Below are 19,908 nucleotides of genomic sequence, written 5' to 3' on the forward strand. Positions count from 1 at the left end.
GCGAGGTGGCAACGAAGCCGGCAAGCGTCGCCGCGTCCTCGATCGCCATCGCCGCGCCCTGTGCGGCAAAGGGCGTCATCGCATGCGCCGCATCGCCGATCAGCGCGACGCCTTCCGGTGTCGTCCACCGCCGCTGCTCGACGGTGTGGATCGGCCATGCCGTCCACGGCGCCGCCTCGCTCGCCAGACGGACCAGCGCCGGCGCGGTACCGCGCATGGCGCTGACGAGGATGGCGGGGTTGGCATGCCCCGACCAGCCCTCGGCGATGCGCTCGCCCCTGGTGAAGGCGGCGAGGTTGAAGGCAGTGCCACGGCTGACCGGATAGGCGACCATATGGAAGCCGGGATAGAGGAATGCGGTAACGCAATCGGGCGCACCGATCGCTGCAAAGGCTTGGCCAGCAGGGCTGTCGGCACCGACGGTGGCGCGCCACGCCAGCTCACCTGAAAACCGGCTACTACCGAATTCGGCCGCTTTGCGGGCCAGTTGTTCTCGCACCGACGACCAGACGCCATCCGCGCCGATCAGCAGACAGCCAGCCTCGACCGTTTCGCCATCAGCCGATGCAGTGACGGCAACAGCTTTCGGTCCGGCTGCGATGTCGGTCACCCGCGCGCCAGCGACCAGTTCGATCCCGGGCTGCTCCGAAACCCGCTGCATCAGCGCTGACTGCAGATCGCCGCGGTGGGCAACGAGATAGGGCGCTCCCCAGCGCGTTTCGGCGGCCTGGCCAAGCGGTACGCGCGCCAACTCGCGCAGCGTGGCGGCATCCTTGAGCACAACCGCCTCCGGCCGCACCGCCGTCGGCAGCAGCCGATCGAGTACGCCGAGTTGTCGAAGAATACGTGTCGCGTTGGGCGACAGCTGGATGCCGGCTCCGGCAGCCTCGAGGTGCTGCGCCTGTTCGAACAGTTTTATCCGATGGCCGCGCTCGGCGAAGGCCAGTGCCGCGGTCAGCCCGGCGACGCCCGCCCCGGCGATGACCACATGCCGGGACTGCGTTTCTCGCATCAGGCTTGTCGCGGAAGAATCAGGCGGCCTGGTCGATATAAAGGCAGCCCGGCGGCACCGTTTCCAATGCCTTCAGCTTCGGCGAATAGCGATAGAGCGTCGAGCAGTAGGGGCAGACCTTTTCATTGTCGTCGCCCATGTCGAGAAATACATGCGGATGGTCGAAAGGCGGATTGGCGCCGGTGCACATGAATTCCTTGACGCCGATGTCGATTGCCGGATAGCCCGCATCGTTCTGGAAATGGGGAATGGAACCGCCTGCCATCGTCGTCTCCTGATCTTGTCGATTGGATCTGGATCATAACCCGTCTCTTTGCAAGATCGATGAAATGAAACTGTCGCAAAAGCCTGTCAGAGGATAAGTTAAGCCGGTTAAGGCTGGCGCCGACGGCTGGTGTAGGAAGAGCAGGAACCATGAACGAACTGAAGCCGGTGCAAAGCGAATTCATCACCATCGAGGCTGCGAGCCGCGAAGGCGGCAATCCTGACCGCTTCGTCAACCGCGAGTTTTCCTGGCTGCAATTCAACCGGCGCGTGCTCGAGGAATCGCTGAACGCCAATCATCCGCTGCTCGAGCGCGTTCGCTTCCTGTCGATATCGGCGGCCAATCTCGACGAGTTCTTCATGGTCCGCGTCGCCGGTCTTGCCGGCCAGGTGCGCGAGGGTATCGTGCTGAAGAGCCCGGACGGGCGCACCCCCGAGCAGCAGCTCGAACAATTGCTGCGCGAGGTCGAGCGCCTGCAGGAGGACCAGCAGAACAGCCTTTCGGCGCTGATGCTGCAGCTCAACAAGGAAGGCATCGAGAGCATCACCCGCGATGCGCTGACCAAGGACGAGAAGACCTGGCTCGAGGACCATTTCCAGGAGCAGGTGTTTCCGGTCCTGACGCCGCTGTCGATCGACCCAGCGCATCCGTTTCCGTTCATTCCCAATCTCGGTTTCTCGGTGGCGCTGCAATTGCGCCACCGCAAGAACGGCGAGGAAATGAGCGCGCTTTTGCGCCTGCCGGTAGCGCTGAGGCGCTTCATCCGCTTGCCGGATCGCAAGCATCACGTCCGCTTCGTTCCGCTCGAAGAGGCGGTCAGTCTGTACATCGGCAAGCTGTTCCCCGGCTATGAGGTCAAGGGCTCCGGCACGTTCCGCATCATCCGCGACAGCGATATCGAGGTCGAGGAAGAATCCGAAGATCTGGTGCGGCTGTTCGAGACGGCGCTGAAGCGTCGCCGCCGCGGCTCGGTCATCCGGATCGAGTTCGACAGGCTGATGCCGTCCGAATTGCGCGACTTCGTCGCCGGCGAGCTTGGCGTCTCGGCCAGCCGCATCAGCGTGCTTACCGGGCCGCTGGCGCTTAGCCAGATCTCGGAGATCGTCGCCGTCGCTCGCGACGATCTGAAGTTCACGCCCTACAATCCGCGCTTCCCAGAGCGCATCCGCGAGCATGGTGGCGATTGCTTTGCCGCCATCCGCGAGAAGGACATCATCGTCCACCACCCCTACGAATCCTTCGACGTGGTGGTGCAGTTCCTGCGCCAGGCGATGGCCGATCAGGAAGTGGTGGCGATCAAGCAGACGCTCTACCGCACCTCCAACGACAGCCCGATCGTGCGGGCTTTGGTCGACGCCGCCGAGGCCGGCAAGTCGGTGACGGCGCTGGTCGAGCTCAAGGCGCGCTTCGACGAGGAGGCCAACATCCGCTGGGCGCGCGACCTCGAGCGCGCCGGAGTCCAGGTCGTCTTCGGCTTTCTCGAGCTGAAGACCCACGCGAAAATGTCGCTGGTGGTGCGGCGCGAGGATGGCAGGCTACGCAATTACGTGCATCTCGGCACCGGCAATTACCACCCGGTCACCGCGCGCATCTACACCGACCTGTCCTTCTTCACCACCGATCCGACGATCGCGCGCGATGTCGCGCAATTGTTCAATTTCATCACCGGCTATGCCGAGCCGGCCGAGCAGATGCGGCTGGCCATATCGCCGTTCACGCTGCGCAACCGCATCCTCAAGCATATTTCGGACGAGATCGGCCACGCGCTGGATGGCAGGCCGGCTCGCATCTGGATGAAGATGAATGCGCTGGTCGATCCGATCATCATCGATGCGCTCTACGATGCCAGCCGCGCCGGCGTCGAGATCGATCTCGTCGTGCGCGGCATCTGCTGCCTGAGACCGCAGGTGCCGGGCCTGTCGGAGAACATAAGGGTGAAGTCGATCGTCGGCCGCTTCCTCGAGCACAGCCGCATCTATTGCTTCGGCAACGGCCACGGCCTGCCCTCGGACGGGGCGATCGTCTACATCTCCTCGGCCGATTTGATGCCGCGCAATCTCGACCGCCGGGTCGAGACCATGGTGCCGATCACCAATCCAACTGTGCATGAACAGGTGCTCGGCCAGATCATGCTCGGCAACATCATGGACAACCAGCAAAGTTTCGACGTATTGGCTGACGGAACCTCCCGGCGCGTTGTGCTGGAGGAGGGCGAGGAACCGTTCAACGCGCAGGAATATTTCATGACCAATCCGAGCCTGTCCGGACGGGGCGATGCGTTGAAGTCGCATGCGCCCAAGCGCATCGCGCAGTTCAAGCGCCGCAAGAAACAGAACGCAGCGACGGGCTGATGATTTCAGCGTCCCAGGGCCGGCTTCAGGACCGCCGACCGCTGTCCATCATCGATATCGGGTCGAACTCGATCCGTCTTGTCATCTATGAAGGGCTGGCGCGCTCGCCGACCTTGCTGTTCAACGAAAAGATGCTCGCCGGCCTCGGCCGCGGCATCGTTTCGACCGGAAAGCTCGATCCCGAGGCGGTGACGCGCTCGATGGAAGAGTTCCGCCGTTTCCGCGCGCTCTCCGACCAGGCCGGCGCCGAGCGCATGTATGTGTTGGCGACCGCCGCCGCCCGTGAGGCGGTCAACGGCCCCGACTTCATCCACCGCGCCGAGGATGTACTCAAGACCGAGATCCAGGTGCTGAGCGGCCGCGAGGAAGCCCATTATTCGGCGCTCGGCGTCATCTCCGGTTTCCACCCGGCCAACGGCATCGCCGGCGATCTTGGCGGCGGCAGCCTCGAACTGATCGATATCGACGGCGAGGCGATCGGTGACGGCATCACCCTGCCGTTGGGCGGCTTGCGCCTGCAGGACATGGCGAAGAACTCGCTGACCCAGGCGGCAAAGATCACGCGCGAGCAACTGGCGCGGGCGAAATTGCTGAAGGGCGGACAGGGCAGGGCCTTCTACACGGTCGGCGGCACCTGGCGAAACCTCGCCCGTCTGCACATGGAAATGACCAACTACCCGCTCGGCGTCATGCACCATTACGAGATCGGCATCGAAAGCGCCGCGAGCTTCCTCCGGCAGGTCGCCAAAGCCGAGATCGATAAGGTCAAGGGCATCGAGGGCGTCTCCAAGAACCGCCGCTCGCTGCTGCCCTACGGCGCCATCGTGCTGCAGGAGATCATGGCGGCGATGCAGCCGTCGAAGATCATCGTGTCGGCGCTGGGCGTGCGCGAGGGCTTTCTCTATTCGCTGCTCGACAAGGCCGAACAGAAAGCCGATCCGCTGATCTCGGCGGCGGAAGAGCTTGCCCGCCTGCGCTCGCGATCGGTCGACCACGCGCATGAGCTTGTCGAATGGACCGGTAAGGCCTTCGCTGCCTTCGGCATCGACGAAACCAGGGATGAGGCGCGCTACCGCCACGCCGCCTGCCTGCTTGCCGATATCGGCTGGCGCGCCCATCCCGAATATCGCGGCAAGCAATCGCTCAACATCATCGCCCACGCCTCGTTCATCGGCGTCGACCATCCCGGCCGCGCCTTCCTGGCGCTTGTCAGCCTGTTTCGCCACGAGGGCGTATTCAATGAAGCCGCTCCGGAAATCCGCGGGCTGGCGACACCGCGCTATCTCGAACGCGCCCGGGTATTGGCGGCGCTGTTGCGCGTCGTCTATCTGTTGACCGCGGCAATGCCGGGCGTCATGCCGCGGCTGAAATGGGAAAACCGCGGCAATGGCGTGCTGGCGCTGGTGCTGCCGGCAGCGCTGGCCGATCTTTACGGCGAGCGGCCGGCTGGCCGGCTGGCACAGCTGGCAAGAGTCACCAACCGCCGGCTCGTGCTGGCGGTCGAGGGCGGGCCAAGCATGTCTGTGAAGTGAACGGGCGGTCCAAGGCCGGATTTCGGGACGTGGGGTAAACGCAGAGCGAAAAATTCCATGACCATCCCATCGTCATCTCCGTCCGTAGCTGCAGCCGAAGCGCTCGGCTTCGATCCAGCGATCCACCGCAAGCTGCTTGCCGGGCTCGAGTCCGGCCTGTTGCGCGACCTGCACATCGTTCTCGCTGCCCGCTCCGAGAAGGTCTTCCTGGAGCACTATGCCGAGGGCAGGGACGAAGAATGGGGGCGCCCGATCGGGCAGATCGCCTTTGACGCCGGCACGCTGCACGATCTGCGCTCGGTAACGAAGAGCATCGTCAGCCTGCTTTACGACGTTGCCCTCGACACGGGACTGGTGCCGCCACCCGATGCGCCGCTCTTCGCGCTGTTTCCCGAATACGCCGATCTCGCCGCCGATCCCGCGCGTGAGAAGATCACGATCGGCCATGCGCTGACGATGACGCTCGGCATGGAGTGGGACGAAAACCGTCCCTATTGCGATCCGCAGAACAGCGAGATCGCGATGGAGAACGCGCCCGATCGTTATCGCTTCATCCTTGAGCGGCCGATCATCGCCGACCCTGGGAGCCGCTGGATCTATTCCGGCGGCAGCGTCGCGCTGGTTGGCGCGATCATTGAAAGAGGCTGCGGCAAATCCCTGCCGGATTTCGCGCGCGAGGCGCTTTTCGCGCCGCTTGGAATCGAGCGCTTTCACTGGTCGGCTGGTGGTGACGGCGTCGCCTCCGCAGCGTCCGGCCTCAGGCTGGCGGCCCCTGATCTTTTGAAGATCGGCCAACTCCTTCTTCGCAAGGGTCTGTGGAATGGAGAGAGGATCGCGTCGGAAGGCTGGATAAACGCGTCGTTAACAGCCACAATCTCGACGCCGGACGGCCTTGGTTATGGCCGGTTGTGGTTCACCGGCGACGCGCCGGCGCCAGCATTCGCCGCCCCGAAATCATGGTATGGGGGTTTCGGCAATGGCGGACAGCGGCTCTGGCTGATGCCCGAGGCCGACATCGCCGCCGTGATCTATGCAGGCAAGTACAACGCCCAGGATGCCTGGGTGACGCCGACCCGCGTCTGGCGCGAGATCATTCTGGCCAATTTCCTGAACGCCTGATGATCTGTGCTGACGCCAGTCTTTCAGGTCGCTTCGGCACCGACGCCGATGCCACGCCCGTCGGCCGACCAGGCGCCCGCACCAGCCATTGCCAGCGCCAGAAAACCACCTGCTATGGCAATGTCCTTCATCAGCATCTGTGAATGCAGGAAGGTCAGCGTCGGATCGTCGCCGCCTTGGCCGTAATGACCGATGAAGGCGGTCGCGATGCAGAAGGCGGCGAGCAGCAGCGCCACGATCGGCGTCTTGAAGCCGACGAGGATGAGCAGCCCGGCGATCAGCTCGAACAGCCCCGTGCCCCAGGCAGCGAGTGTTGGCAGCGGCAGTCCGAGGCCGGCGAAATAGCTAGATGTGCCGGCGATGTCGGCAAGCGCATGGAAGCCGGACGGCACGAACAGTGCGGCGAGCAGCAGCCGGGACAGCAAGAGCAGCGCATTGCGGGGCATGATTCACCTCCGTTATCAGCGGCCGTTTTGGCCCAGCGCCCGATCTTAGCAGAGTTCCGGCCAGCAGATCGACCGACGCATTCCGACAACGAAAAAGGGGCACGGAAAATTCCGCGCCCCTTTTGTCTAGGCAATGCTGGGCCGCTTCAGCCGCGCTTGGCGTCGATCGAATACGCGCCGGCACCCGAGGAGGCGAGCACGAGGAAGCCGCCGGCAATGCCGAGGTTCTTCATGAAATTGATCATCTGCATCTGATCGGCCCAGCCGGTGTGGGCGACCAGCGCGGTGGCGACGGTGAAGATCGCCATCACCCAGCCGACGATCCGGGTCTGGAAGCCGACGAGGATGGCGAGGCCGCCAAGCAGTTCGATGAGGCCAACGACAATGGCGGTCACCATCGGCAGCGGCAGGCCAAGGCTGCCGAAATAGCCGGCCGTACCGGCAATCGCCGTCAGCTTGCCGAAGCCGGAAAGCAGGAAGATGACCGAAAGCAGGATGCGGCCGAGCAGGATCGTGCCCGAGGCGCCGGAGGCGGTGCCGGACCCGGCAAACGAAGTGTTGGTGGACGTGTTGGTGGACATGCGTAATACTCTCCAGAAGGGTTTGGCCAAACGACTTGGGATAGCCGTCCAGTTAGCGCATGCCGACTGTTCACCAAAGACGTCAGATTGGTTACGGATTGTTCACCGAGGTAACGTTTTCGCGATCAACTTACCCCGGGTGCGTCATGTCCTCCGGCCGCACCAGCCGCTCATAATCGGCTTCGCTGACCAGCCCGGTCGCCAGCGCTTCCTCGCGCAGCGTCGTGCCGTTCTTGTGCGCCGCCTTGGCGATCTTGGCGGCGTTGTCGTAGCCGATCGTCGGCGCCAGCGCCGTCACCAGCATCAGCGAACGGTCGAGCGCTGCCTTGATGTTGTCTTCGCGGGCCTCGATGCCGACGACGCAATTGTCGGTAAACGACACCGAAGCGTCGGCCAGCAGCTGTACCGATTGCAGGAAACAATAGGCCATCAGCGGATTGTAGACGTTGAGCTCGAAATGGCCTTGGCTGCCGGCGAAGCTGATCGCCGCATTGTTGCCGAACACCTGCACGCAAACCTGTGTCATCGCCTCGCATTGTGTCGGATTGACCTTGCCCGGCATGATCGAAGAGCCCGGTTCGTTTTCCGGCAGCGACAATTCGCCGAGGCCCGAACGCGGGCCGGAGCCAAGCAGGCGGATATCGTTGGCGATCTTGAACAGCGCTGCCGCGCAGGCATTGATGGCGCCGTGCGAGAAGACCATGGAATCATGGGCGGCCAGCGCCTCGAACTTGTTCGGCGCCGTGACGAAATCGATGCCGGTGATCGCGGCGATACGTGCCGCCACCTTTTCGGCAAAACCGACCGGCGCGTTGAGGCCGGTGCCGACCGCGGTGCCGCCCTGTGCCAATTCCTGCAGACCTGGCAGGGTCATCTCGATGCGCTTGATCGACGAGGCGACCTGCGCCGCATAGCCGGAGAACTCCTGGCCGAGCGTCAGCGGCGTCGCGTCCTGGGTGTGGGTGCGGCCGATCTTGACGATGTGGGCGAAAGCCCTGGTCTTGGCCTCGAGTGCCGCATGCAAATGTCTCAGCGCCGGCAGCAGGTCGTGGATGATGCGCTCGGCGCAGGCGATGTGCATGGCCGTCGGATAGGTGTCGTTCGACGACTGGCTCATATTGACGTGGTCGTTTGGGTGCACCGGCTTCTTCGAGCCCATGATGCCGCCCAAAAGCTCGATCGCCCGGTTGGAGATCACCTCATTGGCGTTCATGTTGGACTGGGTGCCCGAGCCGGTCTGCCAGACGACCAGCGGAAAATGCTCGTTGAGCTTGCCGTCGATGACCTCCTGGGAGGCTTCGATGATGGCCTTGCCGATCGCCGGATCGAGTCGCTTCAGCTCCATATTGGCTTCGGCGGCGGCCCGCTTGACGATGCCCAGCGCCCGCACGATCGACGCCGGCTGTTTCTCCCAGCCGATCTTGAAATTGGCAAGTGAACGCTGCGCCTGCGCGCCCCAGTAACGGTCAGCGGCGACCTCGATGGGACCGAACGTGTCGGTTTCGGTTCTGGTCTCTGGCGCGCTCACGAAGTCTCTCCGGGTTGCAAATTTGCAAACGGCGTATCGCGTTGCACAAATGCCTTCAAGCGGAGATTGTGGACGATGGGGATGCAAATCGGTTGAAGCAGCGCCTTTCCTTCTCCCGCAAGGGGAGAAGGAAGAGCGCGCGCTCCTCACCCCGCCGTGTACCCTCCATCCACTGCAAAGATGCCGCCGCTGGTCCACGCCGCTTCGTCGCTGGCGAGATAGACCGCGATGCCGGCAAGATCGCTGGTTCGGCCGATGCGGCCGAGCGGGTAGCTGCGCTCGACATAGGCCTTGAGCTCGGCCTGCGCGGCTTCCGGCAGGTTTTCGATCGACCTGCGCCGCATTGCGGTGTCGACCGTGCCGGGCGCGATGGCATTGACCCTTATGCCGCGCGGCCCGAGCTCGAAGGCGAGCGACTTGGTCAGCGAATTGAGCGCGCCCTTCGACAGCGAATAGAGGCTGGACGGCCGCTTCGGGATCATCTTGTGCGCAAAATAGGATGAGATGTTGATGACCGATGCCCCGCCCGGCGCGAGATGCGGCAACAGTCGCTGGGTGAGGAAGAATACAGCCGTGACGTTGAGCGCGAACGATTGCTGGAACTGGTCCTCGCTGACGGTCTCGAACGGCGCCAGGAACGCCACGCCGGCATTGTTGACGAGGATGTCGAGAGGTGGGCCGCGCCTGGCATGCTCGACCACGGCGTCGATGCCGGCGCTGGCCGACAGGTCTGCCGACAGCGTTTCGACGCCGTCCCCGAGCTGCTTGCGGGCGGCGTCGAGTTTTTTGCCGTCGCGGCCGACGATCAGCACGTCCGCGCCTTCGCGCAAAAACGCCTCGGCGATTGCCAGCCCGATCCCGTCCGAGCCGCCGGTGACCAGTGCCCGTTTGCCGCCCAGTCTCATCCAACACTCCCGCGCAATGCCGTCTTGTCTGACAAGGAGAGCAGCGCCGTTGGCAACTGTGGTCAAGCCGCCAGCCTATCCTACAGTATGAACTTCGGCTGTCGGGCACGATGGTCTATTCGGCAGCGGCTGCATCGCGCCGAACAGCCAGGCGGGTAGCGACAAACTCCTTGACGTGATGAATGGCCTGTTCACGCGTGACGCTGCCGGGCTGCAGGCCAAGCCGCAACCATAGCCCGTCGATCAGGGCGGTGACGCCGAAGGCGATCTCGTCAGCATCGGGCGCCGGCATCAGACCGCGCAGGCCGGACAGCAGGTTGGAGCGCATGCGCGCATGGATCACCTTCTGGATGCGGGCCAGCTTTTCGTCGCGCGGCACCTCCGCGCAAAGCGAAAGCCAGGCATGGCAGAGGGACGGCTGGAAAAGATGCGGCTCGAAATTGCCTTCGATGATGGCATCTATCCGTTGCATTGGGGTGCGCGCCTGCTTCAGCCGCTCGACCACTGCATGACGCAGCACCAGGTTCGACTCGCGCATGGCGTGCTCGAACAGTTCCCGCTTGCTGTTGAAATAATGCAGCACGATGCCCTTCGACGCGCCGGCCTGTGCCGCCACTTTTTCTATGGTGGCGCCAGCTATGCCTTCGCGCTGAAGCACGGCAAAGGCGGCTTGCCGCAGCTCTTTGCGGCGTATGTCGCTGAGGCGCTTGAGTTTCACGGGCCGGATCCATGCATCGAAAACCGACGTTGACATTTTCGTCCGCCGAGATCAAGAATTGACCGGTGGGACAATATAAGGACCGAATGGTCAACACCGTTGGTGAAATGAGGAGAACCGAAATGCTTCGTAGCCTTGGAATAGGCGCCTCGCTCTGGGTCCTGCTGGCGACCCAGCCGGTCTTTGCGGCTGAACCTGAACAATGCAAGGTCGTGCGCATGGCCGAGCCTGGATGGAACGACCTTGCCTTCACCACCGGCGTCACCAGCGTCTTGCTCGATGCGCTCGGCTACAAACCGGCAAGCTCGCTTCTGGGCATCAACGTCATCTATGAATCCTTGAAGAACAATGATTTGGACGTGTTCCTTGGCTATTGGGATCCGGCGATGATCACCTATTACGAGCCCTATAAGAAGGACGGCTCGGTAGACGATGTGCGCGTCAATCTCGTCGGCGCCAAATACACCTTTGCCGTGCCGACTTACGTGTGGGAGGCCGGCGTCAAGGATTTTGCCGACCTGCAAAAGTTCGCCGACAAGTTCGGCAGGAAGATGTATGGCATCGAGCCGGGCTCGAACCAGCTGATGATGGACGCCATCGCCGATAAGTCGCTGGGCCTCGATGGCTGGCAGGTCGTCGAATCGAGTGAAGCCGGCATGCTTTCCGAGGTCGGCTACGAGATCAAGGAAAAGCGCTTCATCGTCTTCCAGGGTTGGGCGCCGCATCCAATGAACACGATGTACGACTTCAAATATCTGAGCGGCGGCGACAAGTTCTATGGCCCGAACTTCGGCGCCGCGACGGTGACGACGCAGGTGCGCAAGGGCTATCTGCAGCAATGCCCGAATGTCGGGCAGTTGCTGAAGAACCTCGCCTTCGACATCGATTTCGAAAATCTCGGCATGGGCTATCTCATCAATGACGGCCTGAAGCCTGAGGAAGCCGGCCTGAAGGCCATCAAAGGGAATCCGGATAGGCTCGGCGCCTGGCTTGCCGGTGTCACCACATTCGATGGCAAGCCCGCGCTCGACGCGGTCAAGCAGCAGCTCGGCCTTTGATATCGGTCGATCAGGCTGGCTGGAACGGCCGCAAGCGCAAGGTCGGTGCCGGCTGCACTGAAACGGCCTGCGTCGAAATCGCCGGGCAGGAGCCCGCGCTGGTGCTGGTGCACGGCTTCTCCGACACGAGCCGCAGCTTCTCCTTGCTGGCGCCGCATCTCGCCGGGCGCCGGCTTATCATCCCAGACCTGCGCGGGCATGGCGCCTCGCCGGCCGGGACACGCGGCTTCGCGTCAGCGGATTTCGCGGAAGATGTGGTGAGTTTGATCGAGCGGTTGCGCCTCGAGCGGCCGGTTCTGGTCGGGCATTCCTTGGGCAGTATGGTGGCGATCGAGGCAGCAGCGCGCTATCCCGAGATGATTGGCGGCCTGGTGCTGATGGCCGGAACGGTGCGGCCGCAGATCGGTGAGGATCACCCGATGACCATTGGTGTGCGGGCACTTCGAGACCCGATATCGCCGGCCGATCCGTTCTATGACTATTGGCATGCCTGCGAGGCCGAGGTTCCAGCGGACTTCCTGACCATGGTTGCAAAGGAGGCGTCAGCCATGCCGGCGGCACTTTGGCGAGCAATCCTGGAGCAGGTTCGGCGCGTCGATCTTACCGACAAGGCGCGTACGCTGCGCCTGCCGGCGCTTGTCATTGCTGGCGGGCGCGACCTGCTCTTCGACGAAACGCACCAACAGCGGCTCCTCGAAGAAATCCCTGCCGCGGAGTTCGTGGGCGCGGCGCGGTGCGGGCATAACCCGCACTGGGAGGATCCGGCATTGGTCGCGGCAGCCATCGCCCGATATTTCAAGGTCCGGAGTAAAGCTGGATCCCAGTCGACGGCCGACGCGACCGGCAGTCCGGGCTGAGAGCAGTCATGAACCTTTCCGAATATGTGGCGTTGGATGCCGTCGCCCTGGCCGGGCACGTTCGTTCGGGCGAACTGTCCGTTGTCGAGGTCGTCGAGGCGGCTATCGAAGCAATCCAAAGCATCAATCCCGCCATCAATGCCGTGACACTGATCGATGCGGACCGGGCGCTTTCCGCGGCGGCAAGCTGCAACCGGCACGCCGCACTCGCCGGCATTCCTTTCCTGGTCAAGGACACCGGCGTGAATGTGCGGGAGTGGCCGACGACGCACTCGTCGCTCTACTTCAAGGATGCCGCGCCGAAACCCGACAGCGAGATCGTCCGGCGATGGCGGGCCGCCGGTCTGATCTTGCTGGGCAAGACAAACACGCCTGAATTCGCCAATGACTTCGTCACCGAACCCAGCTTTCGCGGCCCCACCTTGAACCCTTGGGATCTTTCGCTGACGGCGGGCGGCTCAAGCGGTGGAGCTGCTGCCGCGGTGGCAAGCGGCATGGTGGCGGTCGCCCACGGTTCCGATATCGGCGGCTCGATCCGGGTGCCGGCTGCCTGTTGCGGCGTGTTCGGCATGAAGCCGTCGCGCGGACTCACGCCTGTCGGCCCCTGTCGAGGTCAGGTCGGCGCCGGGCTCTACGCCGACAACGTCCTGTCCCGCACCGTTCGCGACAGCGCCGCCATGCTGGACATAACTGCCGGTCCAGAACAAGGAGCGCCTTACTCCGTGTCAAAATCGGTGCCGTCCTACCTGGACTGGCTGTCTTCGCCCGGCGAGCATCTGCGCGTCGCGTGCCTGGCGCACCGGCCGGATGGCGCGCCGGTCGCGCCCGAGATCGAGGAAAAATTACGTCAAGCCATGGTCCTCCTCGAGGATATGGGGCACGAGGTCACACAGGCGCGTTTCCCGCGGGAAGGCAGCGCCGAAACGGACTGGAGCATCTTCTGGATGTCGGAGGTCGCGCGGCTGGTTGACGAGCGCGCCGACGAGATCGGGCGGATGCCGGGGGCCGGCGAAATCGAAAGCCTCAGTCGTCACGCGCTCGACTGTTTTCGACGGTCCTCGGCCGCCGACTATCTCAGGGCGCAGGACCATGTGCACAGCGCTTCGCTGGCGATGGCGAGGGCGTTCGATGCGTTCGACCTGATCATGACGCCGACCACGGCCGGCCTGCCGCCCCGGCTTGGCGCCATCCATGGCGATGGTGCTCTCTTTGATTACGAGGCTTGGGCGAGCCGGGCTTACGGCTTTGCGCCTTTCACGGAAATCTTCAACGTCACCGGCCAACCGGCCGCCAGCCTGCCGCTGTTCCAGTCGAAAGGCGGCCTGCCGATTGGCATCCAGCTCATCGGCCGCAAGAACGAGGATCACCGTCTGCTGCGCGTTTGCCTTGACCTGGAGCAGGCAACCGCATGGACGGCGCGTTACCAGGCGATCCATGCCAGACACTTTCAGGCATGAACCAGGAGGCTCCGGCGACGTAGGAGGCGTCGACGATGTTGGTTCATACCGAAATTGGGTGCTGCCCGAGCAGCGATCGCGCCGTCGGCAACAGACGCAAAACCTCCGCGGGCCTGGCGAATTCCCGTTGTACGGTCTGCTGAAGCGCCTGCCAGTCTGGGGAGGCGGCCAAGGCCGCCTCGTGGCGGGTATGCGCCTCGGCGCTGTCGAAACCCGTGACGCTGATGAAGACGTTTTCGCTGGCCCGCACCGGCAGCCGCGGAAAGCTGTTTTCGGCATGCTCGGTGACGAAGGCGGCGAGCGGTTGTCCGCCAAGTGCGGCAAGAACCGGAAGAGCCTCGGTCTGGAAATCCCTGGCGAAGCCGGCTTCGAGGCCCGGTCGCAAATGATGAATCCTGATGACAACAATTGCCTGTAAAGCACTGCTTGTGCTTGGTTCTTCGAGATCCGTTTGGGGTACTCGTTGCGATCCCGAGAGGTCGAAGCCGGCGCCCGGCCAAGCCGGTTTCAGCAGCAGCACGTCGTCGGAATCGATCATCGTGGCGTTGGCGGCGTTGCGCCAGGCCGCCCATACCGGCCCGTCATAGAAGGCGGCCAGCGCATGCTTCCGCGCGATCATGCCGTCGAAGCCGCGCAACCAGACGAACATATCTGGCCGGTCGAGGTCGCGGAACTGGCCGATGATGGTCATCCCCGCGGTTTCCTGGCCCTCGATCAAATGATTGTCGAAGATGCCGATCAGCGTCTCGCGTCGGCCAGGTTTCAGCGTGTATTGCCGAAGTTCGACGACGGGCGAGGCGAGCAGATCGGATTTAGGCGCGGCATTCAAAGGCAGGTTCATCGCTCGATCTCAAAAACAGGACAGTCATCCTGTTTTACAAAACAGACCGGTTGTCCTGTTTTGTCAATCTGCTATCGTGTGGAAATGTCAGCAGAGACCACAGCCCGCCCAAAGGCGCGGGCTAAAAAACGCACCAATGACCCCGAAGGCATGCGCAAAAAGGTGCTCGATGTCGCCGAAGAGGCGTTTCAGGCACGCGGCTATCACGCCTCCAGCATGGGCGACCTGATGGCGACGGCGGGCGTCACCGGCGGCGCGCTGCACCACCATTTCGCGACCAAGAAGGCGCTGGCGCTAGCAGTCATCGAAGAGCGGGTCGCCGCCGCCGTCGAGGAGACCTGGATCGCGCCAGTGCGGAGGGCCGGCTCGGCGCGGGAGGGCGTGCGCGCCGTGTTCGCGGCCGTCGCGGCGGAGCTGGAGCAGCAGGGATTCGTGCGCGGCTGCCCGCTCAACAATCTGGCGCACGAACTGTCGCTTGCCGATCCGGATTTCCGCATTGCCCTTGCCGACATTTTTTCGGCCTGGCGTCAGGCGATTGCCGACAAGATCAGGGCCGACCAGCAGGCGGGCCGGGAGCAGGGCACCGATCCGCAGCGCTTCGCAGCGCTCGCCGTCGCCACCTATTCCGGCGCCATGTCGATGGCCAAGACCGCACAGGACACAAGAGTGCTGCGCGACTGCCTGATGGCCTTGGAACAGGGAGTCACGAGGCGACGTCGCAGGATACTGCACAAAGCCCCTTGACGCCGGCAGGACAGAGGCGCCGCCGTCGCTCACTATGACCGAGGTGGGGAGGCCGAGCTCTTAATTCGGCAGCGGCTTGATCAGCTCGTAGCCGACCACGCTTTCGGCGCTGGTGCCCTCGTCATAGCGCCTGGCCACAACTGCCTGCAAGTCGGGTGCGTAAAGCGCGGTAAACTCGTCCCGCGTCTCGCCGGCCTCGCTCCTGATCGTCTGCTTGACCGCGAGCACGGAGTATTTGCATTCACCCAGGCTGAACGTCTCCTTGCCCTTGACGTTGATCTCCAGCGTCTCGGTGCCCTTCGGCGGCTTGTTCGGTGCGAGGCGGGCAAACACGATCTTGTTCTTAGCCCCCGCCTTCAGCGGGAACACCTTCCTGAGATCGGAAAACGGGATCATCGCCAGCTGCCCCGTGCTGCTGTCGCGAAACACCTCGATCAGTCCGCCGAACAGGTACTGCGACTGCGGCGATTGCGACTGGTATTTGTTGGCAACGGCCACCATTCCGCCCGCTGCCGGTCGAAATTCGCTGTGGATGCCAGGCCTTTCGAGAATGAAGCCGGCCTTGGCCGATTTGACGTCGATGCACTCGGCGCCATGCGCTGCGCTCGTCACCGCCAGAATGGCCATTGTCATGCCGATGGAAGCAGTTTTCATGCCGTCCTCCTCTGCCCGCGCAAGTTGAATGCCGAAAGCAATGCCAGACCTGGGAGAACGTGTCGACATACTTTGCGAGCAACTGGACTGCCGGTCCGCGTCGTGCTGAATTTTAGCGCATGATGCATCGCATTCCCGCCCCACCGGTTTCCCGGCGCAGCTTCCTGATGCAGGCAGCGGCCCTTGCCGTGGCCGGCGCCGTTTCGCGCCCGGCCTTCGGCCAGACCGGGCAGCGCATCCCGCCGATCGACGCCACCTTCCTGTTTATCGCTGATGTCCATGCCTGCCGAATGGCGAACGGATTGAGCCCGCATTGCGAGCAGGAGGGCAAGACTGACGCTGCCTTGCTGCGCAATGTCGCCGCACTCAACGGCGTCGGTGACAGACAATGGCCGGCCGAAATCGATGGCGTTGCCACCGGCCTGCGCTCGACGGGCAAAATCAGCACGCCGCTCGGCCTCGTCGTTGGCGGCGACATCACCGATGACGGCGGCGGCCAGATCACCCAGCCCAGCGAGGGCACGCAGCTGCTTCAGTTCAGCCAGCGCTACCAGCAGGGCGTCGGCCCCGACCGCGTGCACATTCCGGTCTATGTCGGCCTTGGCAACCACTACCTCGACCAGAACGGCCCGCGCTCGCATGTCGACTGGTACCGCCGCGAAATGCGAGACTATGTTGAGGTCAACCACCGCCCCGGCGTGTTCTTCAAGCCGCCTGCGCCGGCGACCGACTACGACGTCGAGACCGACTGCTATTCATGGGATTGGGGCGGTCTGCATCTTGTCCAGACGCACCGTTTTGCCGGCGATACCGGCCACGGCGCCGCCAGCAGCCTGCCATGGCTGAAGCAGGACCTTGCCACCTATGCCGGCGACGGCCGCCCGGTCATCCTGTTCCAGCATTATGGCTGGGATACCTTTTCGATCGAAAGATGGGACGCGACCGAAAGTAGCTTCGACGACAACGGCACGGGTCCACCGCATTGGTGGAGCGAGGCCGACAGGCAGGCGCTGCTGGCTGTGCTGAAGGGTTACAACGTCGTCGGCATCTTCCATGGCCACCAGCACGCGACGCCGATGATCTACCACCGTGACGGGCTTGATTTGTTCAAGCCGAAGGCCGCCTTCATGGGCGGCTTTGCGTTGGCGCGGGTGACCGGAAACAGCATGGATGTGGTGCTGGGCGAAGCCGCCGGAGATCATGGCGAGGTCACCTTCACCAATGCGTACAGCAAAAGCCTGACTTTCTGACGGGTAAGAGACGGCGCAAAAAAAGGCGGCCGAGCCGCCTTTTTCCTGGTTTGCGAAGGGCAGGCGTCAAAGCGCCTTCTTCACCTTGTCCTTCACGTCGCCGTAAGCCTTCTGGATCTTGCCGGTGGCCTTGTCGACGTTGCCTTCGGCCTCGGTGCGTCTGTTGCCGGTGGCCTTGCCGGCGGCCTGCTTGACCGAGCCCTTGGCTTGCTTGGCGACGCCTGCCACCTGATCCTTGTTCACCATCGCGCATCTCCTGGAGTTCGGGAGTTTTATTTGCGAGGCAAACGGTCAGGCACCGCTTCGGTTCCATGCATCGCCGGACAACCGGTTGCACCCGGCGCGGTAATGCGGCTAGGCTCTGCCCCGGGGGGATTTCGATGCGTTTTCGCCTTGCCTGTGCCGTTGCGACGTCCATGCTTTTGGCAGGCTGCGTCGCCGATGATGTCGGGCCGATCAACGTCTTTACGCCCGAAGCCGGCAGGCCGTCGCCGGCTTTCATTCCAGATCCGGGCGACGACGGCTCGACTGTGCTCGGCCTCGCCTTCTCCGGTGGCGGCACCCGGGCCGCGGCCTTCTCCTACGGCGTTCTGCGGGCGCTGGACGACATCGTCATCGACGAGCAGCCGCGGCGGCGCACGCTGGTCGATGACATCAGGATGATTTCCGGTGCATCAGGCGGCGCGGTGACTGCCGCCTATTTCGGCTACAAGGGCGAGGACGGCTACCGCGACTTTCGCGAACGGTTCCTGATCCAGAATGCTGAGGCCGACCTTCGAACAAGGTTGTCGCCGTTCAACCTTGTCCGCGCCTACTATGGCGGCGTCAATGACCGCAGCGGTTTTGCCAAATGGCTGAACGACAATCTCTTCGACGATGCGACATTCGAGGCGTTCGCCAAGCCGGACCGGCCCATCATCTGGATCAACGCGTCCGATATCTATAACCGCACGCCATTTCTGTTCAGCTACGACACTTTCGCGGCGCTTTGTAGCGATCTCGACAAGATGCGGTTGGCTGATGCGGTCGCGGCTTCCGCTGCCGTGCCGGTGGTCTTCGCGCCGATCGTGGTTTCCGCCACCAGCCCGGATTGCGGCTACCGCAGGCCGCAATGGTTGAGCCGGGCACTGGCCGATCACAATGCCTCGATCAGGCTCAAGGCCTATGCCAGCGCGCTCGATTCCTATCAAAACGCCGATCCCCTCGACTATGTGAAATTGCTGGACGGTGGTCTGACCGATAATCTCGGCGTCACCGGCTTTACCCTGGAGCGCTCCGCCGCCGGCACCCCCTATGGTCCGCTGTCGCCGGCCGCCGCTGTCCGGTTGAGGACGCTGCTTTTCATCGTTGCCGACGCCGGCGCCGACAACGACGTGAGCTGGGCCAAGTCTATCCACGGACCGCGGCTTAGCGAGTTGCTCGACGCCGTGACGAGCACCACCATGGCGGCCGCGGTGCGCGACGAAGCCGACGCACTGAAGCTGGCCGTCTCGCAATGGCGCGGTGAATTGGTCCGCTACCGCTGTGCTTTGCCGACCTCGACCGTGGCTGCCTATCGCGGCTCGACTGCCGGCTGGGATTGCCGCGATGTTGAACTCGTGGTCCAATATCTGTCCTTTGCCGACCTCGACCAGGCGACACAGGCCAAGCTGAACGCTGTCCCGACGCGGCTGAAATTGCCGGTCGATCAGGTCGACCTCACCATCGCGGCCGGTCGCGAGGCGCTGCTGGTCAATACGGATATCACCAAGGCGGTCGCCGCCATCCGCGCTCGCGCCGGCGTCACGCCGGGGGCACAATTGGCCGCGGCACAAGCAAACTGAGCCGCTGGGCTCGACACGGAGAGACCATCTTGGCTGAATTCACGCTCTTCATCGGCAACAAATGCTTCTCGTCCTGGTCACTGAGGCCATGGCTGGCGATGAAGCATCTGGAGATACCGTTCGAGGAAGGTTTTGTGCGCCTGCGCACGCCCGAGACCGCCGCCAATCTGGCCAGGATATCGCCGACCGGCCAGGTGCCGGTGCTGAACCATCGGCTGCCGAATGGCGAGATCCGGATCGTCTGGGAAACCCTTGCCATCCTTGAATATCTTGCCGACCTGTTTCCCGACAAGAAGCTCTGGCCGGCCGATATCGGCGCTCGCGCGCACGCCCGCTCGGCGGCGACAGAGATGCATTCCGGCTTTCGCGAGGTCCGCTATGGCTGGCCGATGAATTTGCGCCGGCCAAAAGGCCACAAGCCGCTCGACGCCGAAGGTGAGGCGCAACGGGCGCGCATCGAGGATCTGTGGCGGCAATGCCGGGAAAAATACGGCAAAGGCGGGCCGTTCCTGTTTGGCCATTTCACCGCGGCCGACGCCATGTACGCGCCGGTCGTCACCCGCTTCGACACCTATGGCGGCACGCTGGCGCCCGACACCCGCGCCTATGTCGATGCCGTGCTTTCGATGCCGGCGATGCGCCACTGGTATGCGGAGGCGGCGAAGGAGCCATGGCCGGAGCCCGGCCCCGACGAATGAGCCGAGCAACCGGCGAGCTGGTCTTCCACTTCGCGGCCCGCGGCCTATCTGAAGATCGGGCAGGGGCTT

20 protein-coding genes are annotated in these 19,908 nt (G+C 63.5%); 10 read left to right on the plus strand and 10 right to left on the minus strand.

Translation table 11 applies throughout. The annotated features are described in order from the left end of the window. Both X760_RS71385 and X760_RS71390 read right to left on the minus strand, forming a co-directional pair. On the minus strand, nt 1-1,012 hold a 1,012-nt coding region (locus tag X760_RS71385; protein ID WP_023722725.1), incomplete at its 3' end, for an FAD-dependent monooxygenase. 19 nt (nt 1,013-1,031) lie between these two features. Beyond that, nucleotides 1,032-1,277, minus strand: coding sequence for a zinc-finger domain-containing protein (locus X760_RS71390; protein WP_023722726.1), 246 nt, complete (start codon nt 1,275-1,277; stop codon nt 1,032-1,034). A 149-nt stretch (nt 1,278-1,426) separates the two neighbouring features. On the opposite strand from X760_RS71390, the gene X760_RS71395 reads away from it, so the two are divergent. The 3 genes from X760_RS71395 to X760_RS71405 are packed head-to-tail and all read left to right on the plus strand — an operon-like array spanning nt 1,427 to nt 6,279. After that, a complete protein-coding gene (locus X760_RS71395; protein WP_023722727.1) occupies nt 1,427-3,628 on the plus strand; it encodes an RNA degradosome polyphosphate kinase in 2,202 nt (733 codons plus the stop codon). Further along, nucleotides 3,628-5,160 (plus strand): exopolyphosphatase, encoded by a 1,533-nt coding sequence (ppx, locus tag X760_RS71400; protein WP_023722728.1) that lies wholly within the window; start codon nt 3,628-3,630, stop codon nt 5,158-5,160. The genes X760_RS71395 and ppx overlap by 1 nt, the downstream gene beginning before the upstream one ends. Before the next feature lie 57 nt (nt 5,161-5,217). Further along, complete coding sequence (locus X760_RS71405) at nt 5,218-6,279, plus strand: serine hydrolase (RefSeq protein WP_023722729.1); 1,062 nt, start codon at nt 5,218-5,220, stop codon at nt 6,277-6,279. A gap of 23 nt (nt 6,280-6,302) precedes the next feature. Here the strand turns inward: X760_RS71405 and X760_RS71410 are convergent, their stop codons facing one another. From X760_RS71410 to betI, 5 genes are all read right to left on the minus strand, one after another. Next, on the minus strand, nt 6,303-6,725 hold the full coding sequence (locus tag X760_RS71410) for a DoxX family protein (RefSeq protein WP_023722730.1): 423 nt from the start codon (nt 6,723-6,725) through the stop codon (nt 6,303-6,305). A gap of 146 nt (nt 6,726-6,871) precedes the next feature. Next, entirely contained in the window at nt 6,872-7,306 is a 435-nt protein-coding gene (locus X760_RS71415; protein WP_023722731.1) for a DoxX family protein, read from the minus strand. 130 nt (nt 7,307-7,436) lie between these two features. After that, the gene (gene fumC, locus X760_RS71420) at nt 7,437-8,834 is read right to left on the minus strand and encodes a class II fumarate hydratase (protein WP_023722732.1); all 1,398 of its coding nucleotides are present in this window, start codon (nt 8,832-8,834) and stop codon (nt 7,437-7,439) included. Nucleotides 8,835-8,980: 146 nt separating this feature from the next. Then, a complete protein-coding gene (locus X760_RS71425) occupies nt 8,981-9,739 on the minus strand; it encodes an SDR family oxidoreductase (protein ID WP_023722733.1) in 759 nt (252 codons plus the stop codon). A 115-nt stretch (nt 9,740-9,854) separates the two neighbouring features. After that, complete coding sequence (gene betI, locus X760_RS71430) at nt 9,855-10,493, minus strand: transcriptional regulator BetI (protein WP_023722734.1); 639 nt, start codon at nt 10,491-10,493, stop codon at nt 9,855-9,857. A gap of 86 nt (nt 10,494-10,579) precedes the next feature. Between betI and choX the strand changes: the two genes are divergently transcribed. From choX to X760_RS71445, 3 genes are read left to right on the plus strand one after another with little or no spacing between them, the layout of a single operon-like run. Continuing rightward, complete coding sequence (gene choX / locus X760_RS71435; RefSeq protein WP_031195251.1) at nt 10,580-11,515, plus strand: choline ABC transporter substrate-binding protein; 936 nt, start codon at nt 10,580-10,582, stop codon at nt 11,513-11,515. Continuing rightward, nucleotides 11,512-12,372 (plus strand): alpha/beta hydrolase, encoded by an 861-nt coding sequence (locus X760_RS71440; RefSeq protein ID WP_023722736.1) that lies wholly within the window; start codon nt 11,512-11,514, stop codon nt 12,370-12,372. Before choX ends, X760_RS71440 begins: the two co-directional genes overlap by 4 nt. Nucleotides 12,373-12,380: 8 nt before the next feature. Then, nucleotides 12,381-13,829: an amidase gene (locus X760_RS71445; protein ID WP_023722737.1), complete on the plus strand. Its 1,449-nt coding sequence runs from the start codon at nt 12,381-12,383 to the stop codon at nt 13,827-13,829. Nucleotides 13,830-13,872: 43 nt separating this feature from the next. On the opposite strand, the gene X760_RS71450 is transcribed toward X760_RS71445, so the two are convergent. Next, on the minus strand, nt 13,873-14,670 hold the full coding sequence (locus X760_RS71450; protein ID WP_023722738.1) for an NIPSNAP family protein: 798 nt from the start codon (nt 14,668-14,670) through the stop codon (nt 13,873-13,875). 150 nt (nt 14,671-14,820) lie between these two features. Between X760_RS71450 and X760_RS71455 the strand changes: the two genes are divergently transcribed. Beyond that, on the plus strand, nt 14,821-15,414 hold the full coding sequence (locus tag X760_RS71455) for a TetR/AcrR family transcriptional regulator (RefSeq protein ID WP_023722739.1): 594 nt from the start codon (nt 14,821-14,823) through the stop codon (nt 15,412-15,414). 60 nt (nt 15,415-15,474) lie between these two features. Here the strand turns inward: X760_RS71455 and X760_RS71460 are convergent, their stop codons facing one another. Then, the gene (locus tag X760_RS71460) at nt 15,475-16,068 is read right to left on the minus strand and encodes a hypothetical protein (protein WP_023722740.1); all 594 of its coding nucleotides are present in this window, start codon (nt 16,066-16,068) and stop codon (nt 15,475-15,477) included. Nucleotides 16,069-16,187: 119 nt separating this feature from the next. Here X760_RS71460 and X760_RS71465 point away from each other — a divergent pair, with 119 nt between their 5' ends. After that, a complete protein-coding gene (locus X760_RS71465) occupies nt 16,188-17,318 on the plus strand; it encodes a metallophosphoesterase (RefSeq protein ID WP_023722741.1) in 1,131 nt (376 codons plus the stop codon). A 66-nt stretch (nt 17,319-17,384) separates the two neighbouring features. On the opposite strand, the gene X760_RS71470 is transcribed toward X760_RS71465, so the two are convergent. After that, a complete protein-coding gene (locus X760_RS71470; RefSeq protein ID WP_023722742.1) occupies nt 17,385-17,564 on the minus strand; it encodes a CsbD family protein in 180 nt (59 codons plus the stop codon). 134 nt (nt 17,565-17,698) lie between these two features. On the opposite strand from X760_RS71470, the gene X760_RS71475 reads away from it, so the two are divergent. Together X760_RS71475 and X760_RS71480 are read left to right on the plus strand one after the other, a co-directional pair. Continuing rightward, nucleotides 17,699-19,141: a patatin-like phospholipase family protein gene (locus tag X760_RS71475; RefSeq protein ID WP_023722743.1), complete on the plus strand. Its 1,443-nt coding sequence runs from the start codon at nt 17,699-17,701 to the stop codon at nt 19,139-19,141. 29 nt (nt 19,142-19,170) lie between these two features. Continuing rightward, complete coding sequence (locus X760_RS71480; RefSeq protein ID WP_023722744.1) at nt 19,171-19,839, plus strand: glutathione S-transferase family protein; 669 nt, start codon at nt 19,171-19,173, stop codon at nt 19,837-19,839. The last annotated feature ends 69 nt before the right edge of the window (nt 19,840-19,908 follow it).

The organism is Mesorhizobium sp. LSHC420B00, from assembly GCF_000503055.1.
Lineage (GTDB): Bacteria > Pseudomonadota > Alphaproteobacteria > Rhizobiales > Rhizobiaceae > Mesorhizobium.